General features: G+C 40.9%; 15 protein-coding genes, 4 tRNA genes, 1 rRNA gene and 1 pseudogene. 6 read left to right on the top strand and 15 right to left on the bottom strand.

Annotated elements, in window-relative coordinates; translation table 11 throughout:
• Positions 1 to 71: 71 nt before the first annotated feature.
• From BN1765_RS16610 to BN1765_RS16630, 5 genes are all read right to left on the bottom strand, one after another.
• Positions 72 to 147: transfer RNA gene (locus BN1765_RS16610), tRNA-Lys, on the bottom strand.
• 16 nt (positions 148 to 163) lie between these two features.
• Positions 164 to 239 (bottom strand) — tRNA-Thr (locus BN1765_RS16615).
• Positions 240 to 256: 17 nt separating this feature from the next.
• Positions 257 to 332, bottom strand: a tRNA-Val gene (locus BN1765_RS16620).
• 7 nt (positions 333 to 339) lie between these two features.
• Positions 340 to 455, bottom strand: a 5S ribosomal RNA gene (gene rrf, locus BN1765_RS16625).
• Between the two features lie 698 nt (positions 456 to 1,153).
• The gene (locus BN1765_RS16630; RefSeq protein ID WP_050616164.1) at positions 1,154 to 2,056 is read right to left on the bottom strand and encodes a DMT family transporter; all 903 of its coding nucleotides are present in this window, start codon (positions 2,054 to 2,056) and stop codon (positions 1,154 to 1,156) included.
• 220 nt (positions 2,057 to 2,276) lie between these two features.
• Here BN1765_RS16630 and BN1765_RS16635 point away from each other — a divergent pair, with 220 nt between their 5' ends.
• The 3 genes from BN1765_RS16635 to BN1765_RS16645 all read left to right on the top strand — a co-directional run bounded on the left by BN1765_RS16635 (position 2,277) and on the right by BN1765_RS16645 (position 3,581).
• The gene (locus BN1765_RS16635) at positions 2,277 to 2,990 is read left to right on the top strand and encodes an MgtC/SapB family protein (RefSeq protein ID WP_082195509.1); all 714 of its coding nucleotides are present in this window, start codon (positions 2,277 to 2,279) and stop codon (positions 2,988 to 2,990) included.
• 70 nt (positions 2,991 to 3,060) lie between these two features.
• Positions 3,061 to 3,133, top strand: a tRNA-Ala gene (locus BN1765_RS16640).
• Positions 3,134 to 3,269: 136 nt separating this feature from the next.
• Positions 3,270 to 3,581, top strand: coding sequence for a hypothetical protein (locus BN1765_RS16645; protein ID WP_050616165.1), 312 nt, complete (start codon positions 3,270 to 3,272; stop codon positions 3,579 to 3,581).
• A gap of 113 nt (positions 3,582 to 3,694) precedes the next feature.
• On the opposite strand, the gene BN1765_RS16650 is transcribed toward BN1765_RS16645, so the two are convergent.
• Positions 3,695 to 4,489 carry a YflT domain-containing protein gene (locus BN1765_RS16650; protein WP_050616166.1) on the bottom strand — a complete coding sequence of 265 codons (795 nt, stop codon included), beginning with the start codon at positions 4,487 to 4,489 and terminating at the stop codon, positions 3,695 to 3,697.
• 438 nt (positions 4,490 to 4,927) lie between these two features.
• Here BN1765_RS16650 and BN1765_RS16655 point away from each other — a divergent pair, with 438 nt between their 5' ends.
• The 3 genes from BN1765_RS16655 to BN1765_RS16665 all read left to right on the top strand — a co-directional run bounded on the left by BN1765_RS16655 (position 4,928) and on the right by BN1765_RS16665 (position 8,004).
• The gene (locus BN1765_RS16655; protein ID WP_050616167.1) at positions 4,928 to 6,061 is read left to right on the top strand and encodes a conserved virulence factor C family protein; all 1,134 of its coding nucleotides are present in this window, start codon (positions 4,928 to 4,930) and stop codon (positions 6,059 to 6,061) included.
• Between the two features lie 195 nt (positions 6,062 to 6,256).
• Positions 6,257 to 6,745, top strand: a complete 489-nt coding sequence (locus BN1765_RS16660) for an ArsR/SmtB family transcription factor (RefSeq protein ID WP_230199540.1) — start codon at positions 6,257 to 6,259, stop codon at positions 6,743 to 6,745.
• Positions 6,730 to 8,004, top strand: coding sequence for an MFS transporter (locus BN1765_RS16665; RefSeq protein WP_050616168.1), 1,275 nt, complete (start codon positions 6,730 to 6,732; stop codon positions 8,002 to 8,004). The genes BN1765_RS16660 and BN1765_RS16665 overlap by 16 nt, the downstream gene beginning before the upstream one ends.
• A gap of 158 nt (positions 8,005 to 8,162) precedes the next feature.
• Here the strand turns inward: BN1765_RS16665 and BN1765_RS20165 are convergent, their stop codons facing one another.
• From BN1765_RS20165 to BN1765_RS16705, 9 genes and pseudogenes are all read right to left on the bottom strand, one after another.
• A complete protein-coding gene (locus BN1765_RS20165) occupies positions 8,163 to 8,324 on the bottom strand; it encodes a hypothetical protein (protein ID WP_154666095.1) in 162 nt (53 codons plus the stop codon).
• Positions 8,325 to 8,453: 129 nt separating this feature from the next.
• Positions 8,454 to 9,704, bottom strand: coding sequence for an iron uptake transporter deferrochelatase/peroxidase subunit (efeB, locus tag BN1765_RS16670; protein WP_050616169.1), 1,251 nt, complete (start codon positions 9,702 to 9,704; stop codon positions 8,454 to 8,456).
• Between the two features lie 14 nt (positions 9,705 to 9,718).
• Positions 9,719 to 10,888, bottom strand: coding sequence for an iron uptake system protein EfeO (gene efeO, locus BN1765_RS16675; protein ID WP_050616170.1), 1,170 nt, complete (start codon positions 10,886 to 10,888; stop codon positions 9,719 to 9,721).
• Complete coding sequence (locus tag BN1765_RS16680) at positions 10,885 to 12,366, bottom strand: FTR1 family iron permease (protein ID WP_230199541.1); 1,482 nt, start codon at positions 12,364 to 12,366, stop codon at positions 10,885 to 10,887. Before BN1765_RS16680 ends, efeO begins: the two co-directional genes overlap by 4 nt.
• A 490-nt stretch (positions 12,367 to 12,856) precedes the next feature.
• Complete coding sequence (locus BN1765_RS16685) at positions 12,857 to 13,231, bottom strand: hypothetical protein (RefSeq protein WP_050616172.1); 375 nt, start codon at positions 13,229 to 13,231, stop codon at positions 12,857 to 12,859.
• A 124-nt stretch (positions 13,232 to 13,355) separates the two neighbouring features.
• Positions 13,356 to 14,195 (bottom strand): annotated as a pseudogene (locus BN1765_RS19685) (tyrosine-type recombinase/integrase).
• Between the two features lie 84 nt (positions 14,196 to 14,279).
• Positions 14,280 to 14,702 carry a hypothetical protein gene (locus BN1765_RS20520; RefSeq protein WP_230199542.1) on the bottom strand — a complete coding sequence of 141 codons (423 nt, stop codon included), beginning with the start codon at positions 14,700 to 14,702 and terminating at the stop codon, positions 14,280 to 14,282.
• Complete coding sequence (locus BN1765_RS20525) at positions 14,687 to 14,950, bottom strand: hypothetical protein (protein WP_230199543.1); 264 nt, start codon at positions 14,948 to 14,950, stop codon at positions 14,687 to 14,689. Before BN1765_RS20525 ends, BN1765_RS20520 begins: the two co-directional genes overlap by 16 nt.
• Positions 14,951 to 15,168: 218 nt before the next feature.
• Positions 15,169 to 15,639: a GyrI-like domain-containing protein gene (locus BN1765_RS16705; RefSeq protein WP_230199544.1), complete on the bottom strand. Its 471-nt coding sequence runs from the start codon at positions 15,637 to 15,639 to the stop codon at positions 15,169 to 15,171.
• Positions 15,640 to 16,091: the final 452 nt, after the last annotated feature.

Genomic DNA, 16,091 nt, shown 5'->3' on the forward strand with positions numbered 1-16,091 from the left:
CCCCCACGCCGTAAGGCGCCAGATCCTAAGTCTGGTGCGTCTGCCAATTCCGCCACACCCGCAAATCTGAATGGTGAGCCATGAAGGATTCGAACCTTCGACCCTCTGATTAAAAGTCAGATGCTCTACCAACTGAGCTAATGGCTCTCTTTCATAAGAAAGATGGTGCCGGCAAGAGGAGTCGAACCCCCGACCTACTGATTACAAGTCAGTTGCTCTACCAACTGAGCTACACCGGCATCTTATAAGGAAAATATGGTGGAGGATGACGGGATCGAACCGCCGACCCTCTGCTTGTAAGGCAGATGCTCTCCCAGCTGAGCTAATCCTCCATTTATTGCCTGGCAACGTCCTACTCTCGCAGGGGGAAGCCCCCAACTACCATCGGCGCTGAAGAGCTTAACTTCCGTGTTCGGAATGGGAACGGGTGTGACCTCTTCGCCATCATTACCAGACATTCATTTGAGACAAGTATTATTATATCTGCTTGTCCAAATAATTTCAAGAAGAAATTTATTCCTTCAAAACTAGATAACGGAAGGGGTAAGATTTTTGTTCAAACACTCAATCTAGCTACGGCTCCTAGCTTTTCGGTCGTTTCGGTTCGCCACTGCAAATCCAAAACCGGGATTTGTAGTGTCAACCCTCCAACGCCGTCAAAGCTGGACAGTCGCCTTCGCTTTATAATTAGGTTAAGTCCTCGACCGATTAGTATTCGTCAACTCCATGTGTCGCCACACTTCCATCTCGAACCTATCAACCTGATCATCTCTCAGGGGTCTTACTAGCTTGACGCTATGGGAAATCTCATCTNCCATTTGTTAGAAACAACTATTTCATTATATCGAAATAAGTTTTTCTTGTCAACAACTTTTTTATTTCTTTTTCAAATCACTCAACCGAGCGACTTTATTAATATAACACCTCGTTAAATCGGTGTCAATAACTTTTTTGAAAAAGTTATTTTTTGATTGCCGCCTTGTTTCATCTCAGCGACAAGATATAATTTATCACGATAATCACGATTGTGCAATAGTTTCTTAAAATTTTTTTCAAAAACTTATTTTACCCATTCTAGCGAGCGCTAAAACTTCCAAAGACAAAATTTGCCTTTATTCCTATAAACACAGGCAGCCAGTGATTGGCTGCCTGCTTATGACCGTATTTTCCCTGCTTTCGTTTTTACACTTCTTTCATCTATTAAAAATAAACACAAACCTGCTATGACAATAATCCCTCCTATTGCTTGGGTGATGGCCACTGTTTCATCTAAAACAAAGTAGGCAAGAATCGCTGCCCCTATTGGTTCTAGAAGAATTGCCATAGAAATGGTTGTAGCAGAAATCCAACGTACAGACCAATTGAACAATGTATGGCCAAGCAGCGTAGGTATAAGTGCAAGCAATAAGAAATACATCCAGTCGCTTACAGGATAATGTAATAATGGCTGTTTTCGAATCAACACATACAAGAACAGGACGATAGAGCTCGCACTATAAACAAGAAACGTATATGCAACCAATGTTATTCTTCGTCTGACATCCTGCCCTATTAAAAGATATGCTGTTATAAGACCACAAGCAATCAACGCCAGGACATCACCAAATAATGCCATTCCACTTATCTTAAAGTCTCCCCAACTAATGATGAAACTACCCGCTATGGCGATGAGCCCACTAATTATCCCTTTCATCGATATACTTTCCTTAAAAAAGAGGAAAGCCCCTACGAATGCGAATAATGGCTGAATGGTGACGAGTACGGTCGAACTCGCTACGGATGTATACCGCAAAGATTCAAACCATAAAATGAAATGAAAAGCTAAAAAGATCCCCGCTGCCGCCATTAACAACCAATCCCGCTTTGTAATACGCTTCAGCTCAGGCCTGCATTTCCACACAAAAATCGGTAGCATAACGACCACCGAAAAGAACAAGCGATAGAAAGCAATCACCCCGGATGGTGCTGTGGATAATTTTACGAAAATAGCTGACGTGGAGACAGAAAAAACCCCTATCGCTAATAAAAAATATGGATTGTATTTTGGTTTCTCCATCGCTTCCTCCTCAATCTATCATAATCTATATAAAAACCATTCTACTCTTGATCTGACCCATAAGTCACTGTTTAAAAAGCCAAAAACACCTGCCCTCAGAAAAACAACGCTTAAAGAATTAATAATCTTTTCCATGTTTACAGACAGTGAATATAGTAAACAAATAATCTATAAGTCTGTACATAAACAAGGATTTCACCTCAAGGAAGGAGATGGCCCAATGGACATGATAGAAAACCTATTTGCCTTTCACACCCGTTTAGATATTCTTTTCAAACTTGGATTGACAGCTGTTCTTGGAATGATCATCGGTATGGAAAGACAAATTAAAAGAAAACCTGTCGGACTAAAGACCAGTCTCGTTATTTCCATTGTAAGCTGCTTGCTAACCATTGTATCCATCGATACTACATATATCACTCCCGCACAGAGCAATGTCAACATATCGTTTGACCCACTCCGTCTTGCTGCCCAAATCGTTTCCGGAATTGGATTCCTTGGCGCGGGGGTTATACTGAGACGGGAAAACGACAGCATTTCCGGACTGACAACGGCTGCCATCATTTGGGGAGCTGCCGGCATCGGGATTGCGGTGGGGGCAGGTTTCTTTGTGGAAGCAATTGCGGTAGTGTGCCTGATTATTATTTCTGTTGATCTAGTGCCCTTGATCATGAATTATATCGGTCCTAAACAATTGCGGCATAAAGTATTGTTGATCCAATTAAAAGTAGAAGAACACGAGAAGATCACGAATATTGTCGAGAGTATTAAAGCAAAACATATCCATATTAAAACTCTAAAAATCCGTGATTTAGAGAAAAGCCACCTTATACAAATTACAGCCACCGTGCATCGCCTGAAAAAAACAGTGGAAGTATACGAAAGCATTAAACAAATTGAAGGCATCAAAGCAGTAGAATTGCAGGATCTATAATATTTTTGATTTTTTTATTGACAAAAATAGTTTTTTGGATAAAATTAGAGAGGTAATCTAGTTTTATCCCGGGGGATTAGCTCAGCTGGGAGAGCGCTACGCTGGCAGCGTAGAGGTCAGGGGTTCGAGCCCCCTATTCTCCATCACTTAAGCCTTAGAACCGATTGGTTCTAAGGCTTTTTTATTTTATATATATATTATTTTTGGCCAAAGCATTACATCTCATAGCTAAATCACACTTGTCCTTTTCAAATCATACACTATGTAGAGGTGAGCAAAATGGTGAAAATCTTCACTGACTCTGGACATGCCAGCAGCAATTCAGGGGCAGCTGACAAAGATAGAGAAAGCGGATATAACAACGGCAATAAGGCAAAATATTATCGGTTAGTGACTGGAACTTTTACTGACCAAGCTTCACAAAAAGCAGCGATTGAAGCAGTGAGCAAAAAAACTGGATGGATCATCTACCCTTACAATAAAAACGGACTGCGCATTACAACAGGAATATTCACTACGGCAGAGTCGGCCAACAAGGCGAAAAGCATCCTAGAAAAGGAATTCGGCTACACCGTTTATTTTAAATCTTAACAAACGCCGAAGAAGCACAGAGGATAGCAAGTAAAAAAGCAAAGCGATGAAGAACGCTTTGCTTTTTCAATAGGTTTCTTTTTAGGAGAGCCTGTGCTTAAATCAGCCCTCAGTCATTCTTTCCTAGCTGAATTTGTATCTTTAGTCAAATCGACTGCCGCCCGTCTTTCATTTTCTGTCAGCGATTGTTCTTCCATGATGCCGTTTCTTGCCGGATCGTTCCCCCTTTGTTGGCGTTCATGTAATTCTCCTAAAGTCATTATTACGCTTCCGGTAGCATGGGTATTTGGCTTTTGGTCTCCATGACGGTTGCCATGCAATCCTTGGCCATCCGTATCCCAAGAAAGTTGTTCATGCTGTCCTGATTGGCCCTTCGAATGCGGGTGCCGCAGCTCCTCTTCGGCACTCTTCCTCAACAGCTCTTGTCTGCTGTCAAAATCAAGGTTCTCCAACGTTTCATCCCTCTGGGCAAAAAGATTGGGATCAGGATTATGGTTGCCGAGCGTATCATATTCTTCTGTAGTTGTTAGCGGCACATTCCGTTCTGCATAAGCAAGCTGTCTCTGTCTTTTATCATCTATTAAAACAAGGATTCGCCCATGTTCGATATCTCTCAAATAAACATCCCGTTCTTCTTTTGACAATCCGTACGATTCCAACTTTTCTTCGACGATATGCGTTTCATCATCCGTAAAGAACGAAATGAATTTATCCATGAACGTTTCGTTTTCTTCTGAATTCGTGACCCTATTTACATCTGTCGGATGGTAATGGGTGAAAGCGAGTCTGTCTTCGCGATCAGCAACCACTGTAATTTCATCTTCTTCATACCCTTTTTGAATTAGAGCCGTAATCACTTTCTTCACTTCAGAACCCGTTTCATACACGCCAAACACTGATTTATACATTTGTTTTCCTCCCTCTCTTTAAATAAGCGCTTATCTTTAAATAGCGATCTATATTTCATATAGAAATAATACCCAGTACCCCTCGTGCTAAACTGCATTGTACGTGGTAATTCCTGCTTCTAAAACCCAAACGACACCTTTCGATAAAGACGCCGAACAAGCGGAAAGAGATGCTTATTACGAAAAGATGGCTCCGTTGCTGACTATTCATCCATCTAGATTGGTGTACCCTGGAATTTCTATCATCCGGGGTATGTTTATGTCTGCTGCTTTTATTCCGTTCCAAATTGGTTCATCTAATATGATTTGTGGGAGGAATGAAAACCCTCACCGGTCAAAGTTTCGCTTTATCTGTAAGCTCCCGGTTTGATTTCTTCAATTAGACTTATGTAAGATGAAGCTATATTGACTTGATGCATGAAAAAGGAGTGTACCGTGATGAATATCAACTCGATCGAACCTACCCCGAGCCCCAATACCATGAAAATAAACCTAACAGAAGAGCTGCCTGCCGGAAAAAGCAATAATTACAAAAGCGGTCAGGCCGAACATGCTCCCCAGCTTATCCGGGAGATCCTTGAGATTGAAGGAATTAAAGGCGTATACCATGTTGCCGACTTTCTTGCTGTCGAACGCAATCCAAAATATGACTGGAAAGACCTCTTAATCAGTGTCCGCCGTGTCTTCGGTGAAGAGGGAGCTTCCAGCGAAGGCAGCAATGACATGCTTGAACACTATGGAGAAGTGAATGTCCTAGTCCAGCAATTCAAGGGCATCCCCATGCAAATAAAGCTGAATGATGGAACTGCTGAGAAGCGTTTTGCCCTCCCAAAACAATTTATAGACGCAATCGGCGCCTCCCAAAAGCCTGATGATAATGTTGTTATGTCACGGAAATGGGTAGATTATGGCGTTCGGTACGGCGATATGGAAGCCATAGGCAAAGAAATTGAAGAAGAAATTTTGGCCACCTACCCTCAAGAGAGACTTGATTCCCTTGTCAAGGAAACCCAGCAGCAATCCGCTTCCCAAAAGAACCACACACGAAAGCCAAAAATCAAATTGACAGAAGAGATGCTTGAGGCCGATGATTGGGAAAAACGCTATATGGCATTGGATCAAATGGAAGATCCGACAAGCGAAGATATCGGACTTCTTGAAAAAGCCTTGAACGATCCTAAAACCTCCATACGCCGGCTAGCTGTCGTGTATCTTGGAATGATTGAGGATGAAAAAGTGCTGCCCGCTCTTTATAAAGGATTGAATGACAAAAATCCTTCCGTCCGCAGAACAGCAGGCGATTGTTTGTCCGACCTTGGATTTCCACAGGCAATGGATGAAATGGCCAAAAGTTTGCAGGACAAAAGTAAAATTGTTCGCTGGCGTGCAGCAATGTTTTTGTATGAATTAGGGGACGAGCGCGTATTGCCGCAACTGCACGCAGCCGAAAATGATCCCGAATTCGAAGTCGCCCTACAGGTTAAAATGGCAATCGACCGGATTGAAAACGGAGAAGCGGCAAAAGGGTCTGTTTGGAAACAGATGACAGAGGCAAGACAAGCAACTGAATAAAAACAATGCTTAAAAAACTGTATGTAAAAGAATAGATGAGTACCTGCATCCATTGACTAATATGTCGGTGGATGTTTTTTTGATCACTATGCATACTAGGACAAAAATGCCAAATTATGGTTGTGTTCTAAAAAATTAGAATGTACAATAACTTTAGTTCAATAATTGACAGAGTGAACAGAAAGAAGTGGAAATATGAAACTAACCCCTAAGATTATGGATATCGATCTTGTCCAACAAAAACTGGTCTCCTCGCCGCTGCGTGTAAAAATACTTTATCTGCTTGCCGAAAAGGCGATGACAGCCAAGCAAGTAGCAGACGAGCTTGGGAAAAGCCCGGGCAGCATCCATTACCATATCCAGCAGTTATACAATGGCGGCATCCTCCACATCGAAGAAACAAAAATGAATAAAGGGATCGTGGAAAAATATTACCGCCCCCTCGCTACACATTTCCGCTTAAAGGATGAACCGCAGGACTACTTAGAAATACAACAATGCAGAAGGTCCTATATTTCACTGTCCGAGGAAGAACTAGAAGAATTTAATAAACAATTTGACAGTTTATTGGAGCGCTTTGTCGAAAAAACCCTGAGAAATAATCAGGAAAGGACATCTTATGAGATTAACTGCATATTTAAGAAGGTGCCCATAGAGGAGGAAGATGAATGGAACAGGCCATAAAAAAGAATCTAATCCTGTTTATGACAGGCAAGTTGACAGCAGTGCTTGGTTCTTCTATTTTTAGTTTTACCGTGGGGCTCTATATCCTGGCCGAAACAGGCTCCAGCCTGAATTTCGCCATAACCCTATTACTGAGCACGCTGCCAAGGGTACTCCTATCGCCGATTGCTGGAACACTGAGCGATCGCTGGGATCGGAAAAAAATCATTATATTTTCCGATTTTGCCTGCGCTGTTTGGATCGGCGTTATTTTAGCGCTGTTCACCTTTGTATCACAGGATATTTGGGTGCTTTACTTATCAACATTTATTCTAAATATACTGAATGTTTTTTATTCTTCTGCTGTGGTATCGGCTGTCCATAACACAGTCGGCCCCGACCATATTCAAAAAGCGATGTCGCTTAATCAAGCCGTTTCATCTCTTTCCACCATTCTTGGCCCGGTGCTCGGCGGCATTCTATTCGGCATCTTGCCTCTCCATGATTTTATGGTGATTAATATGTTCACTTTTTTGGTCTCTGCTATTGCCAGTGTCTTTATCCAGTATAATCTCTTTGCCGAACCGCGTGATCAAGAACAGACATCCAGCGTTTTGGCGGATTTAAAATCCGGATTGGCCTATGTAAGAACACAGCCATTCATCAAACAACTGATTAGCATTTCTATTTGGATTAACTTTTGGTTCGCTGTCTTTCCGGTTGCCATGCCGTATTTAGTCCTGACCATTCGCCATATGAGTTCCACCCAATTCGGTATCATTGAAGGATCGTTTTCCGTCGGCTTCATGTTAATGGCGATTTTCATGTCCACCCGTCCGGAAATGAAACGGAAGGATATCGGCATTTTAGGTGGAATTGCAGGTTTATCCATCCTATTGATCTTGATGGGGCTTCCATCTTTATCCGCCTTTCAAAGCCTCTCTAACACAACGGTATTTATTTACTTAATTTCGTTGGTCTTTATCCTTTCCATTTTGTTGATGATCGTGAATATGCCAATCGGCGTCCTCATGCAAAAGCATGTGCCCGACCAGTATCGGGGCCGTGTGAATTCTCTCCTGGAAACAGGTGCGACCGCGATGACGCCCCTTGGATATATCCTATTCGGCAGTTTATTAGAAAAAATGCCTTCTTGGCTGCTGCTTGGCATTTGCGGACTCAGCATTCTTGCCTTAATCGCCTATCATATATGGAAAAAGACGTTTGTCCAGCAGCTACAATCCCTCGACCAGGCAATTCAACCCGTCGTAGAAGGATAAAGTGAACCTTTTATCGGTGGGGGTATTTATCCCCCACCGAACCAATCGGATTCTTACTGAAGCTTGATTTTCCACTTCATTTCTTTGTCTTTACTCCCGCATTCAAGTGGGCGTTTTAGCGCAACTTAGAATGATCTTACACCTGATCGATTGTCTTTCTATTTACGGTCTTTTTTTACTTCATCCATGATTCCCTTCAGGATAGGATCCCCTTTTTTCCATTGGTTCTTGAACCATTGTTTTCTTTCTTCCTTGCTCATCTGAACCGATTGATCATAAACGGCCGCTTGATTCTTCTTCGTATTTTCCTTTTCACTCATGACCTCCACCCCCTCACTTTCTTTCATTCACTTCTTTCCTTTATTTATTTCCCTCCATACCTACGCTAAACCAAACAAAAAAAGCGGTATCCTTTTATATAACCAGGATGCCGCTTTTTCGTTCACTATTCATTTAAATAAATCCTGAGCAAGGTATTCGCCTTTCCGCACGCCGCGGGGACAGGCGAACATAGCGCTGCCGACATGTTTGATATATTCATTCAGAGCATCTGTCTCAGCCAGTTTTTTCAGCATAGGCACAAATTGCTTAGCCGGATTCTTTTGGAAAGAGATGAACATCAGGCCGGAATTCATATTGCCGGTCAACGTATCGATGCCATCCGTATAAGAATAAGCCCGGCGATAAATTTCCCGGCCCGTTTCCCTGGCTACACGTGTATGGGCGCCAATCGGCATCTGTGTGGTATCAACAGCATCATGTTCCTTCACTTTTCCATAGCCTGCACCGCTGTCTTTCTTTCGGCCAAACGTATCCTCCTGGCTTTTGAGCGAGGTACGGTCCCATATTTCGATCATCATCATGATTTTACGGTATGCCATATAGGATCCGCCTTTCATCCATGCCGGCTCTCCTTCATCTGCCCAGACAATTTGTTTCAGTCTGTTTGTCTCCTTGTGAGAAACGTTTGCAGTACCGTCTTTAAATCCGAATAGATTGCGTGGCGTCTCTCCTTTTGCTCCATTGATGAAGCCAGATTGTAGCCACAGAATATCTGCAGTGCCGGATGCCGCCTTGATCATATTGCGGATTGCATGGAATGCTACTTGCTGATCATCGGCACAGGCCTGTATGCAAAGGTCCCCTCCAATGAACGGTTCCTGCAGGCTGTCTCCCCGCATTGCAGGGATTTCGAGCAAATACTTTGGCTTCTTTGCGGCCAGTCCGAATCGGTCGACACCGTTTTTCATAAAGAAAGTTGGCCCGATTCCAAACGTAATGGTCAAATTGGATGCGCCAAGACCAGCTGATTCACCCGTGTCGCTCGGCGGAATAAAATCATTGGCATGGTCCTCTTGTTTTACTTCTCCCTTGGAGAGCATTTCGGCCAGATGGGTCCAATCCTTAAATAAAGCGATTATTTCTTCCTTCTTGGTCGCCGTGATCGTAAATGCAGCAAGATAAGCACTCGTTTGCTGAGGGGTCACGATGCCGGACTGATGGTCGCCATAGAATGGAACACGGTGATCGTTTTCTCCCGAAGCCGCAGCTTTTTTCGAACTAGGCATCAGATGATCAGATAAAGCAGTCACTGCTCCTAAACCGCTGGCTCCGATTATGGCCCCTGCTCCGGCAAAGGCCGACATCTTAAGCATTTCCCGTCTTGTCATTTTCTTGGAGGTGGTTTTCTCAGCCGACATGTTTCCTCAGTCCTTTATTGTAGAATTTGTGCGGTTTTGCCCATATATTCAGCAAGCACGCCTAGCTTTTGGCTTAAATCGCGAACTTGCTCTTTTGTTAATTCTGTATACAAAATGAATTGGTCATTTTTACGGTATTGAGCCAAAGCTGTGTTCAGTGTATTGAACTGTTGATCAAGTTTGCTGGATAACTCAGGATCCTTTGCATTCAATGCCGGCAGGATCGCATGGTATACAGCTTGTGATCCGTCGACATTCGCCGCCAGATCCATAAGGTCTACATGTGAATAATGCTCTTCTTCACCTGTAATTTTAGAGATGGCCGCCTCATTGATCAGCTCCATGGAGCCTGCGACAATTTGTGTAGGTTTTAATTGGATATCTTTTACCTTTTGCTGCAGTGTCAGCACATCAGCGTTTAGTGTATCCGCCACTTTTGCCATAGGTTCCAGATTTTCATTTTGCCATAGTGCCTTTTCGATACGGTGGAAGCCTCCCCATTCAGAGGCCTCTACATCTCCTTCACGCGCATCAATTTTAGGATCCAGGTCGCCAAAACTTTCTGCGATTGGTTCTACTCGTTCATAATAGGTGCGCGACTCGACATAATATTGTTTAGCTTTTTCACTGTCCTTCGCTTTCACACTGTCGACAAATGATTTGGTTGATGCCACTAATAGATTCATTTGTTCATCTACATATTGCTTATAATCACTAACCGCTTTAGTTAAAGCTTCGGATGATTTTTCTTCAGATTCTTTTGCATTGGCCAGTTTGTCCAACGCTGTATCCAATTGTCCGGAAAGATCCTTCATTTTGCTTTGGTCAGGCTTCTCTTTTGTTGCTTCCATATATAGAGGCTGCATGTATTTTTCCACTTCCGTGTACAAAAGCGGGTAGGTTTCCCGAATATTATTTTCCTTTGCAAGCCATTCATTATTTAATGTCTCAGCTGCTTCTTTTGATTTTTTCTGATCAGCAGCCTCTATTGTACCATCAAGTGTCTTCACCATTTTTTTTAATGACTGGGCTGTTTGCTTTATATCTTTGTTTGTAGTTTTTGCTGTGTTTTGCTCTGTTTTTTCTTCTTTTTTGCCGGCATCATCCGAACATCCGGCTAGAGCAGGTACCAATAGAAGTGATGAAAGCGCGAATGCCTTCATAGAATTGCGGTATACGTTCATGAATAAGATCCCCCTGTACGTTTTTCTGTTGATTGTTTATGAATATATTTTTTTCCAACAATAGCTATGGCTGCCGCCACTACAATCACTTGTGGCAAAGTGCTGTACCAAGACGGATATACGCCTAAGAAAGCAATCGTCGGGAGGCTTTCATTGACTGTGGAATCCAATAAACCTGCAAGCTGCAGACTATGGATGCCTGAACCGAGGAACTTAAGGCACAGATAGAAGACAACTATACTTGATACCAGAAAGAACGGTTTAAGCGGGAGAGAAGCCCCCAGTTTCAACATGATGAAACCAATGATAACCAAAATTCCGAATCCTGTTAGAATCCCTGTTATAAAAGTGCTCATTTCCATTCTATTGACCATTCCGATTAGAAAGATAACTGTTTCCATCCCTTCCCTCAAAATTGCCAAGAATGCCAAAAAGGCAAATGACAGCATTTTGCCGCTCCCTAGAGCACTCTCAGTCTTTCCTTTAATGTATTGGTTCCACTGCTTTACATAGGTATTTCTGTGCAGCCAGTAGCTTACATACAAAAGCATGGCTGCCGCAATCACACCTGACCAGCCATTAAGCAGGAAATTGTTTTTTCCAAAAGCAATAGCAGACAGGAAGTATGTAACAACAAACCCGATAGCTATGCTGGCTATGACGCCAACCAAAGTGCCTCCCCATACCCACCGCTTTCCGTTCGGGACCTTCGACTTTTTAGTCACAGTCAACAAAGCGCCGATCACAAGCAATGCTTCCACGCCCTCGCGGATTGGGATAAAGGCGGCATCCCACATGCCGTAAGAATCTTTTTGAAGCGGTTCCAGATTAACGGCCATTTTGTCCAAAATATGGACTGCTTTATCAATCGTTGCACGGTTCTTGACGTAATCAGCAAGCAAAACTAAATTTTTTTCCGAATCATTATAAACAGACTGCGACTGGCTGACGACATCCCCTTCTACACCAAGCCATTGCTGTGTTAAGTCGCCAACCTGGACCTGTGCTTTTGCTATATCCCCATTCTCTAGAGACTTCCTTGTTTCTTTCAATAAAGCAATATAAGCTGCCAAATTTGTTTTTTCTATTTTATTGGGATCCGTCTGCAAGGATCCGTTGCTATACTGTTCGATGGTAGCTGTGAGGATTTCTATATCCTGTAGCAATTGGTCATCTTCACCGTTCAGCAGCGACAGAGAAAGGGATGCAGTTGCTGTCTGGATGCTGCTGAGCGCTTCTGGAGAATCTTCACGTATATCGTTTTTCTTTTGCAGTAAAAGCTGCTTATAAGCCGAAAAAGAAAGGTTCGCGCCTTCAAGATCGCCGGTTTTAGCTTCTGCCTTCATTTCCTCAAGAGGGGGCAGAAGGTTTTCGGCTGACCGCGCTGTGTTGCTTTCTTTGGCGGAGGCTGCTCCAAAAGACCCCATTGCCATGTAAAACAGACAACATAAAAGCAATAGACTCCATTTTTTATACAATGCCATCATCCTTTCAGTTGTCGTTTTAATATTCTAAATGATAATAATTATCATTCCCTTTCATATTATTATCCCGTCTATAGTGAATGTCAATTACTAATTTCATAATTGATAGAAAATTTTATCTTATTTATCCTCTGTAAACATAAAAAGGAACTACCATTTTTTATTAAAAGTCAATATATTTCTTAAAACCTTTATCAACAGTGAATTTCTATACAATGTCAGACATTATAGAAGGTTAAATGAAAGAGGATAGATGAGCAGAAGAAAATATGCTCTATCTATCCTCTTTTTGTACAACAAATGGCCTCATTTACTACAACACTTTCTTATTAAGCTAACCTGCCACGTTTCTACATTAAGGCTTTCAATATAAAAGGGCATTAATCCTTCTTGGATCAACACCCCTGTTAGCAGAATAAAAAAGCCATCTAACTGACCGTTCTGTTTTTATGCTATTGTATCTTTAGTGCAGTAATGACTGCTTTTACCGAATGCACTCTTCGCTAAAAATAAGTTTAAAGATTGGTTTAAAATCAATTTCAATTATTTGTTTAAAATCCTCATCTAAAATGGTTAATAATATACTCGAAGTATCTTTTTTGTCTGCTGTAATTTCAAATTTATTTATTCGTTTAAAATCCAAATGAGATATTAATCGCCTCGAAATCCGTTGATTCACTTGAATACTCACATCACCATATGAAGGACAAAGTTTAACAATAAAATCTTCCTCTCCATTAGAAAATTGATAGGTTGCTTCATTGTAATAAAATAGAAAATTATTTGAAGGAGTGTCCAAAAAGGTAGGCTCAGACTCAAACAACGAAAGAAGATCGTATTCTTCTGGAAATTCATTCATTTACTTTTCATCACCTTTCACCCTCTATTTTAGCATTTTCTTCTAGAGCTAAACTGCCCGTTACCTTTATAAGGAGTTCAACACAAAAAGGCATTAATCCTTCTTGAATCAATGCCACTGTTCATCAGAAATACTTTTTATATAGCTCACGGCGCAGTGTCCCACTTAAATAGGCGTAAATTTTCGTTGTTTCGCTCTTCTCGTGTCCCATCAAGTTCTGAATGACTTCTAGAGGTGCTCCGTTATTCAATAATGTAGTAGCATAGCTGTGTCTCAACTGATGGGGATGAATATTTTTATTAATGCCCGATCTTTTAGATATCTGTTTAATGACATATCTCATTTGGGGTATGCTCATTCGATGTGGAGCACGGACCGTTACAAATAATGCTTCTTGATCATCTGTTCTCTCGTCCAAATACCGCTTCAACCAGATATCACACCTGGTATTGAAATAAACTTCTCTTTCTTTATTTCCCTTCCCTAAGACAATTAAGGACTGATTAGAAAAATGAATGGATTGTCGATTGAGCGTCACGGCTTCTCCAATTCGACAACCAGTTGAATACATAAATTCAAATAATGCATTTTCTAAAGGAGTTTGACAAGCTTCTCTTAAATGTTCAATTTCCACTTCAGATAAAAACTTTGGTATTCGAATATCCAATTTGGGTTCCTTAATTTTTGACGCTGGATTACCATTCAGAACATTTTCGTCCTGGGCCCACCTAAACAGCGATTATATAAAGCGAATCCTATGACTCAAGCTAGCAGCCTTTAATTGATCAGCAACATTTCCAAGGTATAGTTTTAATGAATCGGTGGTTATCTCATCAAGAGGAAGATCACCGAGGTGTCGGATTAACAACTTTAATTGAACATTATATGCTTTCAACGTCTGGGGTGAATATCCTTGAATCTGTTTGTCAGCTTTATATAAATTCCAGGCTTCAGATAATATCATCCTATTACTCTCCTCCTCTATTTTTATCAGTATAGACAAATAGAAAGGAAGTAATACGCCAATCTTATTAAACGATTGCCCCTGTTACTTGAATAAGGAATTTATATCAAAATACTCCGCTAAGGATACTTTTCTACCTTCTTGGTCCCATTTATGATATTCTTCAAAAACTAACTTCACATCGTTATTAGCACTTACTTCTACTAAAAATTTTACAGCAAGATAACTACGCCAATAATCAAACATAATACCTGATAGACTACCTTGATATGAACTAGTACCAAAGTCATCCAATGAATGATTTCCATATTCATCTTTAAAAGTTTCAAATAACTCTGTTTCTACATATGTTATTTCATTGAATTCCTTTTCATTTAACAATATTTTTCTGGGCAAATAAAAACACATACCCTCCTCAAACCATATACCATCTTCCCTTTCATCATCAAAATCATCTAAGAATAAATCAGAATGGTGGGTAAGTTCGTGTGCTAATATAATAAGCATTTCTTTCTCTGTACAGCTTTCATAAAATCTTTGTACATTAGGAAGTTTTTTCCCTCTAATTGTTTTATAAAAATTTGCTGCCAGCTTTCTATATCAGGTGTCATATAAATTAAATCTTTATTGGTGTAGGCTGGTATAGGTATCACAGAGAAAATAGTAGTTGCTAATTCTTTAGTTGTCCACAAAATCCCTTTAGGTATATCCACCAAAGCATATTCTTGTTCAAGTATTTTTTGGTATTCATTCAATTCTTTACTGAATCGTTGTATAGGATCTTGATATTTTTCGTATTCTTCTTTTGTTCAAATGCATATATTTGTTTCACTAAAAGAACATCCCCTTTGTTCAAATAAATCATTTTCTTCTTCAACTCTTCTGCCCCAATAGTGACCTAACAAAAAAAGACTGCTCATTAGCAGCCTTGCTCTTCTGCTCTAGCACCCGTTAGCTGAAAAGGCTCTACTTATTATTCAACAGGTATCCAAATTTCCATTTCATATTCATTTGTTTCTTCTTTTCCATACATATTAGCGTGTACTATCTCAATTTCAGGCATTCCTTCTTTCATTTTATATCCTTCATTATCAAATGTGTCCCATAATAAGGCGTAAGTATTTGGAATTTCCTTAGAGTGACCAATATGTTTAAATACGACATATTTTTGTGTAGGAAAAGTATGTAAAGTCATTCCTTGTTCAACTTTATGGAAATCTACAGACTCTATTTCCATTCCACAGGTATAGAAATAATGATCGCTTCTTGGAGGAAGACAAACTCCAACGATTCTATCTGCATTTTTTTCACTAATACATTTATATGATCTTTCCCACAGTTCTGGAATCGGATGAACAATATCTCCACTCCATTTTCCTGCTGCACTATATCCTACTAACACAAATGAACTCTTTATAGCTTCATTAAAAGTCAACCTGCCCACCTTTTTCACCCAATTCTTTTCTATATTCAACTGTAGTGAATATATTGTTTTTTAGATATTAAAGACGAAAGTCTACTCTGCTACTAAAAAGGCAGGTACATTCACTTGTCCTTCATTTTACAGAGTAGAGTTCAATTCTTTGGGAAGAATTTTATCTATGCCAAGATTGATTGCATCTCTTCGTTCCCATCCGTTTTGTCCTCTCGCCATGTTGCCACAGCGATCATAGCGGCGGATGATCAACACTACTACAGATGCGCAGCCATTCCGCATGCTTCAAAAGCCCTGACAAGCCTCCACATGCAGAACTTCAAACGTTCCACTGCTTCTATCCCTCTCTTTGACAGCCTTAGGCTTCCGCTATCCAGCATAAACAGATTCCGTTTAATAGCCAATTGTCCGGAATCCCAGCCTATGATTTCATATAGGCGGATGAATGATAAACTCCTGGC

Origin of the sequence: Bacillus testis (genome assembly GCF_001243895.1) — a bacterium.
GTDB lineage: Bacteria > Bacillota > Bacilli > Bacillales > DSM-1321 > Bacillus_AD > Bacillus_AD testis.